General features: G+C 38.3%; 17 protein-coding genes. 10 read left to right on the top strand and 7 right to left on the bottom strand.

Annotated elements, in window-relative coordinates; genetic code table 11:
* Window positions 1–11 precede the first annotated feature (11 nt).
* Both AC07U8_RS17255 and AC07U8_RS17250 read right to left on the bottom strand, forming a co-directional pair.
* Window positions 12–1,664, bottom strand: a complete 1,653-nt coding sequence (locus tag AC07U8_RS17255) for an MFS transporter (RefSeq protein ID WP_494738346.1) — start codon at window positions 1,662–1,664, stop codon at window positions 12–14.
* A gap of 11 nt (window positions 1,665–1,675) precedes the next feature.
* On the bottom strand, window positions 1,676–2,224 hold the full coding sequence (locus tag AC07U8_RS17250) for a TetR/AcrR family transcriptional regulator (RefSeq protein ID WP_034613789.1): 549 nt from the start codon (window positions 2,222–2,224) through the stop codon (window positions 1,676–1,678).
* A gap of 209 nt (window positions 2,225–2,433) precedes the next feature.
* On the opposite strand from AC07U8_RS17250, the gene AC07U8_RS17245 reads away from it, so the two are divergent.
* The 5 genes from AC07U8_RS17245 to AC07U8_RS17225 all read left to right on the top strand — a co-directional run bounded on the left by AC07U8_RS17245 (window position 2,434) and on the right by AC07U8_RS17225 (window position 5,580).
* The gene (locus AC07U8_RS17245) at window positions 2,434–3,105 is read left to right on the top strand and encodes a D-Ala-D-Ala carboxypeptidase family metallohydrolase (RefSeq protein WP_270385915.1); all 672 of its coding nucleotides are present in this window, start codon (window positions 2,434–2,436) and stop codon (window positions 3,103–3,105) included.
* 70 nt (window positions 3,106–3,175) lie between these two features.
* A complete protein-coding gene (locus tag AC07U8_RS17240; protein ID WP_270385912.1) occupies window positions 3,176–3,820 on the top strand; it encodes a hypothetical protein in 645 nt (214 codons plus the stop codon).
* Window positions 3,821–3,919: 99 nt separating this feature from the next.
* Complete coding sequence (locus AC07U8_RS17235; RefSeq protein ID WP_270385910.1) at window positions 3,920–4,681, top strand: class I SAM-dependent methyltransferase; 762 nt, start codon at window positions 3,920–3,922, stop codon at window positions 4,679–4,681.
* A 60-nt stretch (window positions 4,682–4,741) separates the two neighbouring features.
* The gene (locus AC07U8_RS17230) at window positions 4,742–5,302 is read left to right on the top strand and encodes a hypothetical protein (protein ID WP_416241982.1); all 561 of its coding nucleotides are present in this window, start codon (window positions 4,742–4,744) and stop codon (window positions 5,300–5,302) included.
* Between the two features lie 104 nt (window positions 5,303–5,406).
* The gene (locus AC07U8_RS17225) at window positions 5,407–5,580 is read left to right on the top strand and encodes an NF038215 family lipoprotein (protein WP_171497835.1); all 174 of its coding nucleotides are present in this window, start codon (window positions 5,407–5,409) and stop codon (window positions 5,578–5,580) included.
* Window positions 5,581–5,669: 89 nt separating this feature from the next.
* On the opposite strand, the gene AC07U8_RS17220 is transcribed toward AC07U8_RS17225, so the two are convergent.
* Entirely contained in the window at window positions 5,670–7,289 is a 1,620-nt protein-coding gene (locus AC07U8_RS17220) for an oleate hydratase (protein ID WP_287838926.1), read from the bottom strand.
* 399 nt (window positions 7,290–7,688) lie between these two features.
* Between AC07U8_RS17220 and AC07U8_RS17215 the strand changes: the two genes are divergently transcribed.
* From AC07U8_RS17215 to AC07U8_RS17200, 4 genes are all read left to right on the top strand, one after another.
* A complete protein-coding gene (locus tag AC07U8_RS17215; protein WP_034613803.1) occupies window positions 7,689–8,312 on the top strand; it encodes a LysE family translocator in 624 nt (207 codons plus the stop codon).
* A gap of 134 nt (window positions 8,313–8,446) precedes the next feature.
* The gene (locus AC07U8_RS17210) at window positions 8,447–9,118 is read left to right on the top strand and encodes a CsgG/HfaB family protein (RefSeq protein WP_004817654.1); all 672 of its coding nucleotides are present in this window, start codon (window positions 8,447–8,449) and stop codon (window positions 9,116–9,118) included.
* Window positions 9,119–9,128: 10 nt separating this feature from the next.
* Complete coding sequence (locus AC07U8_RS17205; protein WP_034613811.1) at window positions 9,129–9,506, top strand: DUF4810 domain-containing protein; 378 nt, start codon at window positions 9,129–9,131, stop codon at window positions 9,504–9,506.
* Window positions 9,503–10,177: a DUF799 domain-containing protein gene (locus AC07U8_RS17200; RefSeq protein WP_270385898.1), complete on the top strand. Its 675-nt coding sequence runs from the start codon at window positions 9,503–9,505 to the stop codon at window positions 10,175–10,177. Before AC07U8_RS17205 ends, AC07U8_RS17200 begins: the two co-directional genes overlap by 4 nt.
* 81 nt (window positions 10,178–10,258) lie before the next feature.
* Here the strand turns inward: AC07U8_RS17200 and AC07U8_RS17195 are convergent, their stop codons facing one another.
* From AC07U8_RS17195 to AC07U8_RS17180, 4 genes are all read right to left on the bottom strand, one after another.
* On the bottom strand, window positions 10,259–11,002 hold the full coding sequence (locus AC07U8_RS17195) for an amino acid ABC transporter ATP-binding protein (RefSeq protein WP_004723740.1): 744 nt from the start codon (window positions 11,000–11,002) through the stop codon (window positions 10,259–10,261).
* A 13-nt stretch (window positions 11,003–11,015) separates the two neighbouring features.
* A complete protein-coding gene (locus AC07U8_RS17190; RefSeq protein ID WP_004723739.1) occupies window positions 11,016–11,693 on the bottom strand; it encodes an amino acid ABC transporter permease in 678 nt (225 codons plus the stop codon).
* 2 nt (window positions 11,694–11,695) lie between these two features.
* On the bottom strand, window positions 11,696–12,538 hold the full coding sequence (locus AC07U8_RS17185; protein ID WP_004817649.1) for an amino acid ABC transporter permease: 843 nt from the start codon (window positions 12,536–12,538) through the stop codon (window positions 11,696–11,698).
* A gap of 91 nt (window positions 12,539–12,629) precedes the next feature.
* Window positions 12,630–13,541 (bottom strand): amino acid ABC transporter substrate-binding protein, encoded by a 912-nt coding sequence (locus AC07U8_RS17180; RefSeq protein WP_239044990.1) that lies wholly within the window; start codon window positions 13,539–13,541, stop codon window positions 12,630–12,632.
* 523 nt (window positions 13,542–14,064) lie between these two features.
* On the opposite strand from AC07U8_RS17180, the gene AC07U8_RS17175 reads away from it, so the two are divergent.
* The gene (locus AC07U8_RS17175; RefSeq protein ID WP_034613871.1) at window positions 14,065–15,513 is read left to right on the top strand and encodes an RNA polymerase factor sigma-54; all 1,449 of its coding nucleotides are present in this window, start codon (window positions 14,065–14,067) and stop codon (window positions 15,511–15,513) included.
* Window positions 15,514–15,679 lie beyond the last annotated feature (166 nt).

Raw genomic sequence — 15,679 nt, 5'->3', positions numbered from 1 at the left:
CTGAGATCTGTCTAACTGCTATTGAGGACCTGTTGCTGTTTTTTGAGTTGATAGCGTGTCCAAGCAATATTAAAACTACTCCAAATCAACAGTAAAATGGCGAAAATTCCATTTAATGCAATCACATCATTATAGGCACGCACTTGCGCTTCTCGTGTCACAATCCGGTTTAAATTGCGATAAGCTTGGTTCTGTTCAAGTGACGCATCTAAAGTATATTTATTGGCTGCTTGCTGATAGGCTGCAAGTCGTTGCACTACCAATGGATCAGTTGGTGACAAGTCACTGACAATTTCAGCCCGATAATTTTGGGTGCGTAATTGTTGATAGGTTGAAAAGAATGAATTTCCAATTAAACCACCAAAGCTTTGTGTTGCAGAGAACAACACCACAAAAGTGACCATGTGTGATGGGCCTTTTTGTAAGGCATTAATAATCCCTGTCAGCAACAATGGTCCGATAAACATACCGCTGGCAAAGCCAACAATAAATTGGCTGCGGTAAAAATTCTCAGGTCGAACATCACTGGTGAGGTGATAGTCTAAAGCGCAAGCAATAAGAACCAAGACCACAGCACCGATCAAGTGCCATGAGATGCGTTCTCTTTTAAAGGTCATGGCGCTAAAAACGGTGCCGAGCACAATGCCAAGAAAAATCACGCTATACAAGGTAACGAACTGATCAGGTCCCATGCCCATGGTCTTTAAAAAGTTAACGGCTGCGTAACTTTGCTCAGACATAAGCAAACGAATCGCCAACGCACCAAACACAAATTTAAGTGTGGTGGCTGAACCTAGCCAACGGGTAATGATAAGCGGATTGACACGGTAATGTTCATAAGTCAGTCCGATAACAATAAGACTGAAGCCAGCAATTAAGGCATACCCTAACCATTTGACTTCAAACCACCAAAGGATAGGGCCTTGGGTCAGGACGATACATAGCAGGGCAAAGCCGGGTGCAAGCAAAGCAAAAGTGAAGAAATCCTGTTTTTCAAAGACTTCGATTCTTAAGCTACGTGGTAGTTTTAAAGAAACCACCATAGCCAAACAACATATCGCTAAACCCAGCTCAAAGGTATAGAGCACAATCCAGTCATTTACATCAACCAGAGATGGGGAAATGATCCATGCTAGTGGAATACCCAATTGTTGAAAGCCCAGCGCGAGATAAATTCCTCGCCCAAAGTTTTCTCGTTTAAAGGCCTGCATGATGTAGTACATGCCTAAAGAACTCAGGGGGGCGGCAACCAAACCGCTGATCACACGGACAAACAATGCCATTTCAAAGGTGTGCACAAAGATATGCAGCAGCAATACACAAATAAAAAGCACTAAACCAATTTCAGAAAAAAGCCGTAACCCATATTGTTGCCGAGCTTTAAACAGAATCATGTTGGAACTAATATTTGCCATTACATAAGCTGCGGGAATCCATGCAGCTTCTGAAGGCGTTAGCGAGTATTCACCCTGAATAAGTGGTAAATTTGCAGTAATAAAACCATTACTTAAACTGCCTGAGATCGCAACAAACAGGCCAATAAAAAAATAAATCAGCTTTTTATGTGTTGGATGTGCAATAGCCGCAGGCGAGCCTGGTAAGGTTGGACGCTCTTCAGGTGTCCAATCTGGGGCAGGTTCAAGTAAACGTGGCGATTTATCCATAAGTGCCTCAATTACGCCTTGATGCCATCAATCAGTAAGTCAACTGCACGTGTGGCCAGTTGAACTTGTTCTTCGTCGGTTAGCCCTTGAAAGGAAGCTCTTAGAATACCGGTAATTAGCGCATAATCTTTTGGGGTAAGATCTGGTCGGCAAATTCGATGGGCAATGGCTTGATCAATCAGCGGTTGAAGAATTGCGTCACGCCGTTGATAAATATCCACCATACTTGGGTCATTACGATCAATCACACGCCAATATTCCATCAAGGCGGTGAGATAAGGTAGATTCTCGACATGATTGCGAATTAGCCGAATCAAACCATCAGGATATTCTGAAAAGCTTTTTGCCCGTTCATCTAGACGAGTTAATGCTTGTTCCATCAAGGCGATGACCAACTCACGGCGATCTTTAAAATTACGATAAAAGGTTGCCCGTCCAACGCCAGCTTCATCAATCACAAGCTGTAATGGCGCACGAATCCCTTGTTTACGGAATATTTTCAGTGCAGCATTAAGCAAATCTTCGCGATTTTGTGCCGCTTGTTTTTGACGTATACGCATAGGGGAAATTGCATTAAATTTTATTCTGATATTTAACGGACATTTTTGTCCGTTGTAAATTGCTAACTCTGTGGATTTTTGTAAATTGCAGCTTTAAAGTTGATTAGATTGGTTAGAATGACTTAGGTCAATGATTAATAAATTGTATAAATAGGTTTAGATTTCTAAATATTTACCCTTTAAAATAAAACAATAAGTGTGCTGAAATTGTGAAAATTTTTAAAAATATTGTTATTTCGATCTGCTGCATCAGTGTATTGGCGTTAAATGCCTGTACGCCATCTGAGAAAAAAGCAGATCCGGCCGCATCTTCAAGAAAATCATCAGATCAACTGATTGAACAACAATTCAAGCTTTGGAAGGCGCAGCAAGACCCCCAATTATTGGCGGATTATTATCAGTTTATGTCGCAGTATTTAAAACATCCACCTAGTCTGATGGAGCTGACAACCAGCCGAAACTATATGCCGGAGCAGTGTTACTCAAAACGTTTTGCCATTCCACCTAAAGCCTTTTGGAAAAATGTGGTGAGTAGTTTGCAACTGGTGGAAAAGTTAAATCGAAATGAATATTTTAAAACATATACGATTTCAGCAATCTATCGTGCCCCTGAATTAAATAAATGCATAGGTGGGGCTGAAAAAAGTAAGCATTTAAGTAATTATGCAGTTGATTTTCATGTGCTATCACCCAAAGAAACCATTAAAAAAGAGCGCGAATTATTAGTTAAAAAAATGTGTCATTTTTGGCAAGTGGAAGGTAAAAGTTATAAAATGGGTTTAGGTGTTTATGGTAATAATCGCTATCATATTGATACCCAAGGATATCGTACTTGGGGTAAGGACTTTAAATCGAAAAGTTCGCCGTGTGTAAAAAGTTAAAATTGTATTTTTGAGCAAGAATTGAACTTGAATCTATATTAAAAAATGCTGAGAGATTGGAACGTTATTTATGAAATGTCTACAGACCCTAATAAACGGTTGTTTATTTGCTCTGCCTTTTTTCAGTAGTTATTCTGTTTTTGCGCAAGCTGATGCTGCTGTCGAAGTTGACCCTGAATACGAGGTATTGGGGCGTGCAGGAAAACTGAAAATTCAAAAAGAGTCTTGCACTCAGCATGGTTCTAGTTGTGACTATGCACTCTATGATGCTAAAGGAAAGAAGCAGGTATTAATGGAAAATTGGAGTAAAACCGCAAACGTTTATCAATTTAATCCAAATTTAATGGGGTTTTTGTTAGGGCTAACAGGAAGTGAGTATAATCTCACTGTGATTAACGATAAAAACCAACAAAAAGATTATAGTAGTTTTCTTGCGATGAATGGGCAGCAAAGTTGTTTTGTAACTTTTGAATCGAATTTAAAAAATATGCCGAATTCATTGGTATTTTATAGCATTCCTGATTTTCGGGTACGTTTAGTGCTCAACAACAAAGTGCCGCAATTTAAAAAGCTGAACTATCCTGCAACGGCAAATTTTGAGGATAATGGTGATTTTTCATTTAACTATAATATTAAGGTCGGAAACGAGATGGGGGTACAGGATGTTATCATTCAAAACCCTTGCCAGTCTGATTATCGGGTAATTATGAGTTAACATAAATAAAATAAAGTTATTAATTTTATTAAAATTCATCATTTTTATTTTTGAATTGAATTGTCTATTGTCGTTTTATTCAACAACAAGGACACGACAATGACCACTCAACAGCAAGTTAATCAGGCACAATATCAAAATAAATCAGAAGCATACTTAAATAGCCAAGTACATGCACAAGGCATTGAGTTTGAAAAAATGCAAAATTTAATCCAACAACATCAATTCAAGCGAGTTTTGGATCTAGGCTGCGGTGGTGGGCATGTCACGTATCAGATTGCGGCATTCACTGAGCAAGTAATTGCCTATGATATTACGCCTGAAATGGTCAATCTTGTGACCACGCAATCTCAACAAAAGGGATTCGATCATGTCATAGGGAAGGTTGGTGCGGCAGAGCAATTGGATTTTCCTGTTGAGCATTTTGATTGTGTGATCAGTCGTTATTCTACGCATCATTGGCAAAGTATCACTCAAGCAATTCATGAAATTTATCGTGTATTACGTGCTGATGGCAAAGTGATCCTGTTTGATATTATTGGCAACTCTAACCCTATTTTAGACACCTTTATTCAGACCATAGAAACCATTCGTGATCCAAGCCATGTTCGAAATTATAGTTTGGCGGAATGGGTACAAATCGTAGAACAAGCAGGCTTTAAGGTAGAAAACATTGAAAAGCAAAGTTTAAAGTTAAATTTTCAAAGTTGGGTGGAGCGTATGCAAACACCAGTAGAGGGCATCAATACGATTCGCTATTTACAGTCCAAAGCTGCTGATCAAGTACAACAGTATTATCAGATTCAGCAAGATGGCACATTTACCAGTGAAGCTGTATATTTGGTATTGAGTAAAACTTGATTTAGAAATCTGATGCCAAAAAAAATAATCAATACAATATTTCCGATATTATTTAGCATGATGGCTTATTCCAGTAGTGGTTATGCCGAGCAGATTCATCGCACAGTGGCCAAGATAGGACAATTTTCAGTTATTCAGCAAACATGCGATGAAGATGTAAATGATCATTGTGATTTTGTACTCTATGAAGGCGATGACTATAGATTACCTTTGGTCATAGACTGGGAGCGTGGTTTAAATGTTGAAAACCAAACCGAGGATTTCTTGCATTTAAGCTATGGCTATACCTTTAATGTTCATCATAGTCTTTTCATCTCGAAGGCGGGGATCGTGCAGGCTTTAGACAACGTTGTTGCTGTGGATGAAAAGACTGGGTGTATCGCCCGATTTGAATTAAAAAATGCGCCTACGATTATTTTCCAAAAAGTATTTACTGCGAAAGTTTTAAATAAAATTCAACTTCAACCAGAGCAATACCCTAAAATTGAGTCTGTAAGCGTAGATGCTTTTCAATATTTTAGTGACATGGAATTTGATGGAAATGGTGGCTTTCACTACCGTTACAAAAATAAAAATGGTGAAGATCAAGCTGTTTTAATGATAGATCCTTGTGACGTATAGCCACTTTCTATAGATAGACACCTTTTGAAATAAAAAATAGCTGTATTTTTAATCAGAACTGTTATGCTCGAACTATAAATAAAACAAAAAATGGAGGAGATGCCATGAAAAAGCTATCCATCAGTTTGAGTGTAATACTTGCAGTATTTTTGGCTGGGTGTGAAAAGAAACCACCTACACCAACAAAAACTGAAGTTCGTTCAATCCATATCGCAGGTATGCCTGTGTATGAAAAAGATTATCGTCTCAGTGCTCGTTCAGTGGATGCACAACCCTGATTTTTATTCAAAATATAAAAACGAGTGCATCAAAAGAGGATGCACTCGTTTGGTTTTAATTCAATTTAACTCAGTTGATTTTAAATGAATTAATGAAAAACAGTTTCTAAAGCTTTTAGTCCGACTTTAGGATCAAGTAATCCATTATAGATCTCAGGAATTTCACGTTCTACGCCAAAGAACTCATAAATTGCAATCATGGCACCACGAACAGAATATTCAACAGTAAAAACCACATCATCTTCAATTTCAACAAATTGTCCCAAGAATGCGAAGTTTTGTGAGCCTTGTGGAATAACCTGTGGGCGGTCACCAGGCTTACGGCAAGCAAATAAAGCTGATGCATAAGGCATCATAGCTGTTGTTACAATGGTATTTGCTAGAGCATGCTCAAGAATGTCATCAAAACCGAGTTGTAGAATCAGTTCAGTGAGTATTTCATTGCCTGTTGCTTGTGACATCGGTTTTTTGATGTAGTCACCTGTTTGATCAATTTGGAAACCATAGCCCCAGAGGGTAAAGGTGCCTTCTGGTAAATTTGCAAAATGCGGTTGAGCAGGCACCACAATCGATAAATGCCAGCCAGATTCAAACCAAGTCATCAGTGCCCCAGTACCTGGCTGGTTGCCTGTGTAATCAATGATGCGATTTAACAGAACATCATCTGTCATAGTGAGTGTAAAAGACTCCCATTTATGTTCATCAATGTTGCCATAAAAGGTCATTGGTCGGCCAAAGTCAGGTGCTTTTTGCGCAAGGGTTTCCCATAAGGTCCAACCATGATCAAGTCGGTCACGAATAAGCGCTGGAACATCATCATTCCCAGCATAACGGGAATCTGCTGTAATTGAACCTAAAGTAAATATGGCAAGATCATTTTCTTGAAGGTTGATTTGCTCAGTACCTTCAGGAAGGTTGACATACAAGCGTGTTGCACGACGTTCTAGGGTTGCTTCATCGGTTTGAAAGTCTGCATCTGTTACATAATTGCCAAAACGAACATCTACGCCTTGTTCAAGCAACCAACGTTGTAGCGGCAAAATCATGGAATCATATTGGTTGTATTTGGTTCTTTTTACCCCAGCGAGGGTATGAATACGTGGTAACTCTTGGATAAAACGTAAGAAATAGCGACGAAGTTCTGCTGCACTGTGCCATTTTTGGAAGGCAAATGTCGTACGCCACATACGCCAAAAGTTCGTTTCAAAGAAGGTCTCATCGAAAAATTCATCAATACGGCGGCTGCCAATTTTTTCTTCTTTTGCTGCCAATAAGCGTAACATTTGCGCGCGATGGCGTGTATTTAAACCCAGTTTAGCGGCATCTGAAATCACATGCTGCGCATCAATTAAACGGGCTTGTGCATGGGTTTTGATTTGCTCATTGAACTCACGACATTCTTCACGAACAGAAATTTCAGGATTTTCTAAGGATGGAATACTCGAAAATAAGTCCCAAAGACATAAATATGTTTCATCTGTCAGCATCCGCCCACCACGGGTAACCCATGCTTGTGCAGCATGTGGTGTATGACCGCCATCCATTGAACCACCTGAGACATCTAACTCTTCGAGAATGTGAATATTTTTAGCTGGTACTTTGGCATCACGTATAGCAAATGCGGCAGCTGCCATTCCAGCAATTCCACCGCCAATGATCCACAAATGTGCTTGGCTTGCATCTAAACGGTTGGTTTTGTTGTTGTGCATTTTTTACCCCTGAGTATAAATATTGATTTTGGATAATTTAAAACCATAGTTTTATTATGGTTTTTTATAGCCTATAAATACATGAAAATGGAAGTTAATTTTTGTGATTAATGTGGTTTGTTTTATGGATTTTTAGGATGTTTTATATACCTTGATGATTTTATTGATATAATTAAGATATTGAAAAATAAATTTTTTATTGAGTTTTTACTCTAAAAATATTTCTTTGCTCTGTTTGTGTTGATAATACACAAGTGTATTTAAATTTATGATTGAAATTTTGATGAATTTGCATTGAATAAAAGTGTAATCGCGAAATAATAAAGATTTTTATATCTTCAAAAATCGGTTGTAGCGTAAAATATCTATTCTTAAAAATAGTCTGGGTCGGGGTGTCTCTTGGAATCATTATTGATTTTAGGTTCAATTGCATTGGCATTAATGCTAGGTGCGATTAGCCCTGGTCCTACATTTGTCTATGTGGCTAAAAATTCAATTGCGATTTCTCGTAAACATGGTTTGTTTACCGCTTTAGGGACAGGCACGGGCGCAGCTTTATTTGGTTTTTTAGCTGTAATGGGATTACAGGCAATCTTATTGGCTGTACCTTCTGCATATTTAGCTTTAAAAATTTGTGGTGGTCTGTATTTACTTTGGCTGGCTTATAAAATTATTAAGCATGCTAAAGATCCAATGGCGCAGGCATCTGACTCATCCACGGTGATGAGTTATCAACAAGCGTTTCGTTTAGGTTTAATTACCCAGTTAAGTAACCCTAAAATTGCGATTATTTTAGCCAGTATTTTTACTGCGCTTTTACCCAAAGACATTCCAACGTATTTTTATTTTGTTTTGCCTATCTTGTGCTTCTTTATCGATGCAGGCTGGTATTCACTGGTTGCTGTTGCACTTTCAGCGGAAAAGCCGCGCCGTGTTTATTTGAAGTTTAAAAAAGTCTTCGATCGAGTCGCGGGTGGTGTCATGACCTTACTTGGTTTAAAGCTAATTTTTGGTATGAAATGATTATTTTTACGAGCAAAAATGGTCATGGATTTTATCAGTAGATCTTGTTTGTTAAAAACTAATTAACAGTGTGTTTAGTTTGTTTTATATGTTTATTCATTATAATGGTTTAGAACTTAGAGAGAGATGTAATTTTGAAAAAAATATTATTGATTGCTGCCTTAAATAGCTTGGTACTTACTGCTTGTTCTACCACTGAAAGCTCTAAAACCATCCAAGCACCTCAAGTGGCTGCTGTGACTTCAGCGGTAAAATATTCAGGTGCGAAAACAGCAGTTTCGATTGGTAAGTTTGATAACCGCTCAAGTTATATGCGCGGTATCTTCTCTGATAATGTCGATCGTTTAGGCGGTCAAGCAAAAACGATTTTAGAAACGCACTTGCAACAAACCGGATATTTTTCAGTCTTAAATCGAGACAATTTATCAGAGCTGCAACAAGAGGCTGGTTTTGGTAAAGCAGCTCAATCCATTAAGGGTGCACGTTATGTGCTCACTGGGGATGTATCTGAATTTGGGCGCAAAGAAGTGGGTGACCATCAATTGTTTGGGCTATTAGGGCGTGGTAAAACTCAAATTGCCTATGCAAAAGTCAATATTAATGTTGTTGATGTAAAAACCGCAGAAGTTGTCCATTCTGTGCAGGGTGCAGGTGAATACGCGCTCAGTGAACGCGAAATTTTAGGTTTTGGTTCTACAGCATCTTATGACTCAACCTTAAATGGTAAGGTTTTAGATCTGGCTGTACGCGAAGCGGTTAATCACCTTGTCACAGATATTCAAACAAACAAGTGGTCCGTACAATAGGTTTGAATAAATGAAACGGGTTTTATTATTCTTAAGTTTTTTTACAACGTTAACTTTGCTTGGGTGTGCATCTGGACCACAGTCTTTATATAGCTGGGGCGGATATCCACAACAAACCTATTTAATGCTGGCGGTTCCAGAAAAAACTTCACCTCAGCAACAAATTTTAGCGCTTGAAAAAGATGTTGAGAAAGCAAAAGCAAAGAATGCCGCAGTGCCGCCAGGTTTATATGCGCATTTGGGCTTGTTAAATCTGAATATTCAAAATGGCCCACGTGCAATTGAATATTTTGAGTTAGAGCGCCAAATTTATCCTGAGTCAACCGTATTGATGGATCGTTTATTGAAGAAAATGACCATTCAATCGACTGAGGTAAATCCCAAATGAAAAATATGAAACAATTATTGGTACTTGGTTTGCTGATGATGCTTTTCACCGGTTGTGCGGTATCACCTAAGCAGAATCGTGATTTAGCAGCATATCGTGAGCATATCCCTAAGTCTATTTTGGTACTTCCTCCAATCAATGAGTCTCCTGATACACGTGCAACCTATGGGTATTGGTCAACAGTAACATTGCCTGTGGCTGAAGCTGGTTATTATGTATTTCCAATTTCTGTTGTTGACACCATGTTTAAAGAGAATGGGGTCACCAATGGATTTGATGCCCAAGCAATCCCACCGCAAAAGTTAAAAGAGATTTTCGGAGCGGACGCTGCGTTATATATTAAAGTTAAAGAGTATGGTTCTAAATATCAGGTGATTCAATCTGTAGCAGCAGTTGCAGTAGAAGCCAAACTTGTAGATTTACAAACTGGTACATTACTTTGGCAAGGTGAACAGCGACTTCAGCAAGCCAATGATAATAGCAATGCGGGTTTGATTGGCGCGTTGGTTGGTGCTTTAGTTGATCAAATATCCAATCATCTGTCAGACAAAGCCTATACTTTATCCAGTACTCTAAGCTCGCAATTATATTCACCGAGTCTAAATCAGCAAAAAGGTCTGTTATATGGACCACGTTCGCCAAACTTTAGCCAAAATGCGGTGAAACCTTAAGCACTGGTACTATTTGCGAGCTTCAAACATAAAAACCCCAATTTAAAAATTGGGGTTTTTATGTTTGAAGCATATTGCTGATTAGTGCACCATAGAAATCTTGTCTAAGAAGAATTTGGTTCTTTCATGGCGCTCATCAGGCTTATTAAAGAAGTCATCTGTTGCACAGTCTTCTAAAATCTTGCCTTGATCCATGAAAATAACTCGACTTGAGACTTTACGAGCAAAGCCCATCTCATGAGTTACACACATCATGGTCATGCCTTCTTTTGCCAATTGACTCATGACTTCAAGCACTTCACCCACCATTTCAGGGTCTAATGCCGAAGTAGGTTCATCAAATAACATGCACACTGGATCCATACACAGACCACGGGCAATCGCAACACGCTGTTGCTGACCACCAGACAGTTGACCTGGGAACTTATTTTTGTGAGCTGCCAGACCAACACGATCTAAATATTGCAACGCTTTTTTCTCAGCCTCTGCTTTAGAACGATTTAAAACCTTAAGTTGCCCAATGGTTAAATTATCCAGAACAGTCATATGTGGGAACAATTCAAAGTGTTGGAATACCATTCCCACACGAGAACGGAATTTTGCCAGATCAGTTTTTGAGTCTTTTAACGCTGTTCCATCAACAACAATATTGCCTTCTTGGAACGGTTCTAATGCATTTACAGTTTTAATCAGTGTAGATTTACCAGAACCTGAAGGTCCACACACCACCACAACTTCACCTTTTTCAATTGAAGTGGTGCAATCTGTAAGAACTTGAAAATCTCCATACCATTTTGAGATATGTTGTATTTCTATCATTGGCATATTGATTCTCCAATTATCGAATTATTGCTATTTTTTGATGTAAACGCTTCACAAGTCGTGAAAGCGCAAAGGAGATACAGAAGTAAACAACAGCTACAATCAGGTAGAAAGTTGCTTTGGTTTCAGCACCGTAGGTATTTGCTAAGGTATTGGCATTGCCCAAGAAGTCTGGCGCACTAATCACGTAAACTAATGATACGTCTTGGAAAAGTACGATAGATTGAGTCAAAATGACAGGTAGCATGTTTCTAAAAGCCTGTGGTAACACCACATTGGACATGGTTTGTCCATAGGTAAAACCAAGTGCATAACCTGCATTGACCTGACCTTTAGAAACAGACTGAATCCCTGAACGGACAATTTCTGAAAAGAATGCAGCTTCAAAAATTGCAAAGGTCACCACACTTGAAAACAGTGGGCCATAATAGGTATCTGACTGAAACTCAAAAATCTTTGGCAATAAGAAATAGAAAATGAAGATCACTTGAATCAGTGGTACACCACGGAAGAAATCGACATAAACTTTAGCAAAATTACTGGCAACTTTATTGTTGGATAAACGCATCATGGCCAAAGGTGTGCCAATCAGAATCCCGCCAATAATTGATAAAATCGTCACCGTAACGGTAAATTTAAACCCTGCGATCAGCGTTTGAATAACATCTTGATTTTGTAAAATACTAAAATCCATGACTATTTACCCCCCGAGCCTAGACCAGGAACAGCCATACGTTTTTCAATCCAAGCCATGATCAACTTAATGGTATAGGTAATGACTAAGTAAACTGGTGTCGAAAGAATAAGAATAACAATATCTTGAGATGTTTCTTCACGCATGGTTTTGGTATAAGCAAAGAAGTTCAAAACACTCAGCGCATACAGTACAGCAGAGTTTTTGAAAATATTCATTGCTTCAGAGGTAAGTGTTGGCCAGACAATACGATAAGCGACAGGGAGAATGACATAGCGATAGCTTTGGCTTTGATTTAAACCAATTGCAAAAGCCGCATTTTTTTGTCCATTTGAAACCGTATTAATGCCTGAGCGCACTTGTTCAGCAATACGTGCTGCGGTATATAGACCGAGTGCAAACACCCCAACCACTGCGGGATTATCATTGAGAATATTTTGCCACCAACCACCATTAACCATCTCTCCACTACCAGTACTTAAGCTGAGTGGTAATAATTGCGGGAATACGAATGCCCAGAAAAATAGTTGTACGATCAGCGGGATATTTCGGAAAAGTTCGACGTAGCAAGTACCAATAAATGAAAGTGGTTTATTGGGTAGTGTACGTAAAATCCCGATCAGAGAACCAAGAAGAAATGCAATGAAAAATGCAGCAATCGCGGTCCAGACCATGGTCCAAACACCTGAGCCTAGAAGTTGTAACCAGGTTGGTGCATCTGCAACAGGGGAATAACTTTCACCACCAATTGCTTTACAGACAGATTCAGCCCATGCAGCTTTATCAAGACTATATTCATTCGAGGGGAGACAATATGCTGTCCAGTTAAGTGAGCCTACGGACATGTGTGCTCCTTGTATTTTTAATTTTATAAAAATTTATAGACCAGACTTTAAACCTAATCTGATCTATAAACCGTTGTTTTAAACTACGTTATTAGTTGATACCAGCATCCGTAGGATTGGCTTTAAGCTTTAAATATGATGAGCTCATTGGCATATTTAAATTGACATTTTTAGGTGCGATTGGAGACTGGAACCATTTTTTATATAGCGCCGCCATTTGACCATTTTTCCACATTGTTGTTACTGTTTTATCTGCGATTGCTTTATATGCTGCATCGCCTTTCGGTAACATAATGCCGTACGGCTCAGAAGAAAGTACTGGACCTACAATTTTAAAGTCTTTTGGATTTGATGATTTTGCAATTAACCCTGCAAGAATATTGTCATCCATCACAAATGCTGCAGCACGGCCAGAAGCGACCATGGCAAATGAGTCTGAGTGGTCTTTACCGTAAACGTTGTTTACGTTGACTTTTTCGCCTTTCTCACCCATTTTGATGTATTTGTCAGATGTAGTCCCTTGGGTGGTCACAACTGCTTTACCATTTAAATCGGCAATTGTTTTAATTGGCGCATTGGCTTTAACTGCCATGCGTACTTCGGTCGCATAATAGTTGGTTGAGAAGCTCACTTGTTGTTGGCGTTGAACAGAGTTTGTCGTTGTACCACACTCCATATCGATATTACCTGCCAACATTTCTGGAATACGCGTAGAAGAGGTAACCGCTTTATATTCAACTTTAAGATTTGGCATCTTAAGCGTTTTTTTCAGCTCATTGGCAAAGTTATTACAAATATCGACAGCATATCCCATTGGTTTACCACCAACCACATAGGAAATCGGATCAGATGACTCACGGTAACCAATGATCACTTTCCCTGATTGTTTGATCTTTGCTAATGTATCTGCTGCTTGAACCTGTGAAAAAGCACCGCCAGCCATAAGTACACCAAGCGCTGTGGTTAAAACTTTTTTTGATAGTGTTTTTGTAGATAGTGTCATTTGAGTTCTCCATTACATGATTTTTTTGGCAGTTTAAGCCGCTCGTTTCTAAAATTAAGCAGTTATCGTGCCAAACCTTTTCCTTGAAACTACGATTCATCATATTTCTTTATATCATTATTTTTATACTCACTATTCCAATAAGTAAAGGATAAAAATAATAAATTTCACAAAGTAGAAATGTGACTGGTCTCACAAAGTGGAACCTATTTTATTTAAATATTTTGAAATAAATAGCCCTAAAGCCATTTATTTTTGCTTATAGGTTTTAAATCTCTATTTATATAATTGATGGCTATTTCAACAGATCTGGATCAGAGGTCTTTTTAAAAAATTGAATAAAAAAACGACATAATTAAAATTTATCTTTAATTGATAAATAACAAACATTTTTATCTAAGGTATTCATTTTTTTTACTGGTCCTAATCCATTTCCTGTGATATAAAAAATCAATAGGCATGAATTTTGCATTGCTTATTCACATAAGATGAAATGAAATAATACAGTGTGGGAATTATGGGTATGAAGTTATCGGTTGGATTAAAAGTTGCAAATTCGTTGTCGCTTACGCCACAACTGCAACAAGCCATTCGATTACTGCAATTATCGAGTTTGGAGCTTGAACAAGAAATTCAAATTCAACTTGATAGTAATCCTTTGCTTGAAAAAGTTGAAGAAGAGACACATGAAAGCCCTGAAAATGTAAAACAAGAGCAACAAGAATATGAGCTTTCCGATTCTTTAAATGCCAACCATTTACCCGATGAGCTGCCTGTAGATACAGATTGGGATGATGTCTATACCCATCAATCAACTGCAATGGAGCGCCCTGAGTTTGAGGATCGTGAAGACAATCGTCATTCAGAAGCATCATTAAAAGAACATATGTTGGGGCAAGTCAATTTATTGCATTTTTCTCCAGTGGATAAGTTAATTGCGTATTGCATTGTCGATGCTTTAGATGAAAAAGGATTTTTGGCTGCCGATATTGAAGAAATTGTCAGCTCAGTACAGCATCTACTACAACAAATGGATTATGACATTGAGGTTGAAGAGGATGAGGTTCTGGTTGTTTTAAAACATATCCAACGCTTAGAACCGATTGGTATTGGTGCTCGTAGTCTTGCAGAATGTCTTTTTGTGCAAATTGAGGCTTTAGCTACCACCACACTGTTTAGGAAAGAAGCGCTAATGTTGTTAAAACATTATGAGCTTTTGGTCAGTAATGACTTAAATAAACTGATTAAGCAAACGGGTTTAAATGCTGAGTTATTAAAGTCAGCAATTGATTTATTGAAAACCCTTAAACCTTATCCGGGTGCTGAATTTGAGCAAAAAGAATCAGATTATCAAATTCCAGATGTGGTGGTGTCCAAGAAAAATGACCATTGGTATGTTCAACTGAACCCAGATATTTTACCAAAACTTCGAATTAACTCATTTTATTCAGGCATGATTAAACGTGCTGATCAAAGTGATGATAACCAATATTTACGCAATCAAATGCTTGAAGCGAAAAACTTTATTAAAAGTGTCGATGAGCGTCATAAAACTTTATTAAAAGTCGCAAGTTGCATTGTGCAACATCAACGTGAGTTTTTAGAAATCGGTGCTGAAGGAATGAAACCTTTGGTTTTGCGAGATGTTGCAGAAGAAGTTGAATTACATGAGTCAACAGTTTCTCGTGTCACCACCAATAAGTTTTTACTGACACCTCGTGGTCTATTTGAGCTGAAATATTTCTTTTCGAGTCATGTGGGAACAACTTCTGGAGGAGAAGCATCATCAACAGCCATCCGAGCAAAAATCAAAAAGCTTGTTGCAGATGAAAACCCACGTAAGCCGTTGTCAGACAATACAATTGCTAATTTATTAAAAGAAGAGGGGATTGATGTGGCACGACGGACAGTCGCAAAATATCGTGAATCGTTACATATTCCGTCTTCATCTGACCGAAAAGTGTTGATCTAAATTTTAAAGTGTGGCTATTCTAATTGTTCATTATGACGAAATAATGAATCGCTTTTTGTCTTTTGGAGTAACTTAAATGATTGCATGATATTGAGCACAGTTTTTTCCTTGGTGAATGCTGTCATGAGATCGTTTGGGTTATGACTTTCATATTCCTATATAAGGA

The sequence above is a fragment of the Acinetobacter sp. GW821-FHT01E09 genome, assembly GCF_059422385.1.
This window is presented reverse-complemented; position numbering and strand designations above follow the sequence as displayed.

Bases quoted from the DNA above. Each gene is read 5' to 3' on its own strand.
- AC07U8_RS17255 (WP_494738346.1), bottom strand. From the start codon at position 1,664: ATGGATAAATCGCCACGTTTACTTGAACCTGCCCCAGATTGGACACCT.
- AC07U8_RS17250 (WP_034613789.1), bottom strand. From the start codon at position 2,224: ATGCGTATACGTCAAAAACAAGCGGCACAAAATCGCGAAGATTTGCTT.
- AC07U8_RS17240 (WP_270385912.1), top strand. From the start codon at position 3,176: ATGAAATGTCTACAGACCCTAATAAACGGTTGTTTATTTGCTCTGCCT.
- AC07U8_RS17235 (WP_270385910.1), top strand. From the start codon at position 3,920: ATGACCACTCAACAGCAAGTTAATCAGGCACAATATCAAAATAAATCA.
- AC07U8_RS17230 (WP_416241982.1), top strand. From the start codon at position 4,742: ATGGCTTATTCCAGTAGTGGTTATGCCGAGCAGATTCATCGCACAGTG.
- AC07U8_RS17225 (WP_171497835.1), top strand. From the start codon at position 5,407: ATGAAAAAGCTATCCATCAGTTTGAGTGTAATACTTGCAGTATTTTTG.
- AC07U8_RS17220 (WP_287838926.1), bottom strand. From the start codon at position 7,289: ATGCACAACAACAAAACCAACCGTTTAGATGCAAGCCAAGCACATTTG.
- AC07U8_RS17205 (WP_034613811.1), top strand. From the start codon at position 9,129: ATGAAACGGGTTTTATTATTCTTAAGTTTTTTTACAACGTTAACTTTG.
- AC07U8_RS17200 (WP_270385898.1), top strand. From the start codon at position 9,503: ATGAAAAATATGAAACAATTATTGGTACTTGGTTTGCTGATGATGCTT.
- AC07U8_RS17195 (WP_004723740.1), bottom strand. From the start codon at position 11,002: ATGCCAATGATAGAAATACAACATATCTCAAAATGGTATGGAGATTTT.
- AC07U8_RS17190 (WP_004723739.1), bottom strand. From the start codon at position 11,693: ATGGATTTTAGTATTTTACAAAATCAAGATGTTATTCAAACGCTGATC.
- AC07U8_RS17185 (WP_004817649.1), bottom strand. From the start codon at position 12,538: ATGTCCGTAGGCTCACTTAACTGGACAGCATATTGTCTCCCCTCGAAT.
- AC07U8_RS17180 (WP_239044990.1), bottom strand. From the start codon at position 13,541: ATGACACTATCTACAAAAACACTATCAAAAAAAGTTTTAACCACAGCG.
- AC07U8_RS17175 (WP_034613871.1), top strand. From the start codon at position 14,065: ATGAAGTTATCGGTTGGATTAAAAGTTGCAAATTCGTTGTCGCTTACG.